The 2,497-nt window shown below is 54.8% G+C and carries 2 protein-coding genes; both read right to left on the bottom strand.

Translation table 11 applies throughout. The features are described from left to right. Positions 1-1,532, bottom strand: a 1,532-nt coding sequence (locus Q1A75_RS23660; RefSeq protein ID WP_299641491.1) for a helix-turn-helix domain-containing protein, incomplete at its 3' end; no start/stop codon positions are given. 455 nt (positions 1,533-1,987) lie between these two features. Continuing rightward, a partial coding sequence (locus Q1A75_RS23655) for a transposase (RefSeq protein ID WP_299593483.1) occupies positions 1,988-2,497 on the bottom strand: 510 nt, incomplete at its 5' end.

Genomic DNA, 2,497 nt, shown 5'->3' with positions numbered 1-2,497 from the left:
GCAGGTGTTGTGTCATTGGTATTATTGAGAACGTTGAAAATGGTTGCGGCGCTCACGTTGAACCGTTTTGCGAGGGCGCTGATGCTCGGCTTTGGGTCGCTCTCGCGCAGGCGTCGGATTTGAGATATTTGCTCCTCACTCAGCTTCTTGGGTCGCCCGCCTGACCGTGAGAGTGTTGTTTTTTCGTCAATTCCGAGAACATTTCTAATGGTAGTGCGGTCCGCACGGAACTCTTTTGCGAGGGCTTTGATGCTCAAACCTGCGCCGTTATCGTACAGGTCGCGGATTCGAGATTTTTGCTCCTCACTCAGCTTGCTTCGTCGCCCGCTTGGCCGTGCGAGTGTTGTTTTCTCGTCAACTCTGAGAGCCTTGCCAATGGAAGATTCGCTCACCTTGAACTGGTTTGCGAGGGCGCTGATGCTCGGCTGTTCGCCGCTCACGTACAGGTTGCGGATTCGAGATTTTTCCTCCTCACTCAGCGTCCTTCCCCTTGCGCGTTTTGAAGGCTGCGGTGGTGGCATTTCGGTATCCGGGTCAACTGGCCAGTCCAGAGGAGCATCGGTAATTCGTAGGTCGGGTAGGTCGTGTTCCGGGTTCATTACCCAGTATGGCATTTCGGTATCCGGGTCAGCTGGCCAGTCCGGAGCAACGTCAACTGTTAGGTCGTGTTCCGGGTTCATTACCCAGTCCGGAACTTGCGTCGGTGATGGTCCCCGATCGGTGCGGTGCGGTCTGTCCGTAATAGACAGGTTTCCATGAGCAGATCGGGACGGGCGCTCGTCACCACACGCAAGGTTTATTTCATCAGGAACCGGGGGACGACCATTGACGTTCTCAAATGCTTCAGAAAAATAACGTGCCGCGGTTTGTAGATCACTCTCGGCGGCTCTGATTCCCCTGGAATCCCCAGCTGCTTGCGTCTGTTGATAAATGCTATAGGCCACTCGCAGATCATTTCCGAACCCGATCAGGAGCCGGTGCAAGTCCTCACTCGTATGTTGGGACGTCCTCCCGTGTTGGGAAGAACCACCAGGCCCCGAAGAACGGTGCCCAGCGGCGGCGTGCAAATCAACGACCACTGTCCAATGCTTCTGTCCTGCCGGTTTGGTTGCAATCAGACCGTCAACGTCCTTGCCGTTGCGCTTCAAAACCCGCGCTTCAGCATCCCCATTGGGATGGAGAACATAAGGGGCAAGCTCCACCTGGTCGCGTCCGCTGCCACTCATAAAACTCCGGGCAGGCACTGGGCCGGTGGGCCTTATCACCTTGCTTTGCGCACCCTCACCAGTAGCTCCAGGGCCCTTTAGGGTTGCAACCGATGCAAACGACCTATTGCGTTCTGATGTCTGTCGGAGCGCACTATTGGCCGCTGCAAACAACTTAGCCTGCTCCTCTCGGCCTCCTGCGTGTTTCTGCTTCTGCGACTGCTCCGCCGCTTGCCGCTTGCGCTTCGTCAGAACCTTGACTTCTGCCACGCCATCACGAACCGAGGGTGAGGTTGTCGTGGAGGGCACGTTATCAATTTTTGTCACAGTATATATTCCTCTTGAAAAGGGCCGACGCTATCCCACAACAATCTCACTGCCAGCCGAAAGGCGTCGGAAAGCGAACAACTCTGACCAACGATCAAGTCACAACCGATGACTTCACACGTTTTCCACGAGATCAGTTGAACTCATCCTCCAGATGCAAGCAGCTCAAAAAAAGAATAAATAAAAAAAACTTATCGACTAGGTGTTTGATCCCACGGTTTGATGGTCTGATCTTTTCACATGATCGGAAGGAAGCACTATGGGACAAGTTCGTCACGGGAGCGCCACGACTACGCACGCCGTCAGAGCAGCAATACAACGATCGCAGGCTTCGATCGCGGAGTTGAGCCGGGAGCTCGACTGTCTGACGTCAGCGCTTATGGGCCCAAATAGGGTTATTTGGACCGTGTTGCATGGATCAGAATTGAGGCGAATTTGCCCCATACCCCATCACTTCAGAAGACACGTTCATACGCCGCACGACCGAAACCAGTCATGCGGTTGAGCCCCTTTGATGCTATTTTCACCTCAGCTATTTGATTGTCGAAATTACGCGCTTGCAGGCGATCGCCGATGACCTGTTTCCATCTGCCGATCTGGGCTTCAATCCGCGATCTCTCGTTGTATCCCGTCTTCGTTTGCCAGCTCATTCTGCCATGTTGAGCGATGGCATCGATGTGGTGATTGCGTTGTGCATTCTCGCCGTGAGCTGCGTTCTTCGGCGGAGGGATAATGACATCAACCCCGAGCCCGAACTTTCCAATCAGGCAGTCTGCCACCCCCTGGCCGTCATAGGCACCATCCGCCAGAAACCGGCTCACATCAGCATCCATGTCAGCGAGTAGCTCAGGCAGCGCCGTTTCATCGCCCACATGCTCCGTGGTCACCTTCGAGGCAACGACATCGCCAGTTTCCGGGTCGAGTCCGATGTGGAGCTTACGCCATGTTTTGCGGGCTTTCTTGGT

This window comes from uncultured Tateyamaria sp. (assembly GCF_947504105.1).
Classification (GTDB): Bacteria; Pseudomonadota; Alphaproteobacteria; order Rhodobacterales; family Rhodobacteraceae; genus Tateyamaria.
This window is presented reverse-complemented; position numbering and strand designations above follow the sequence as displayed.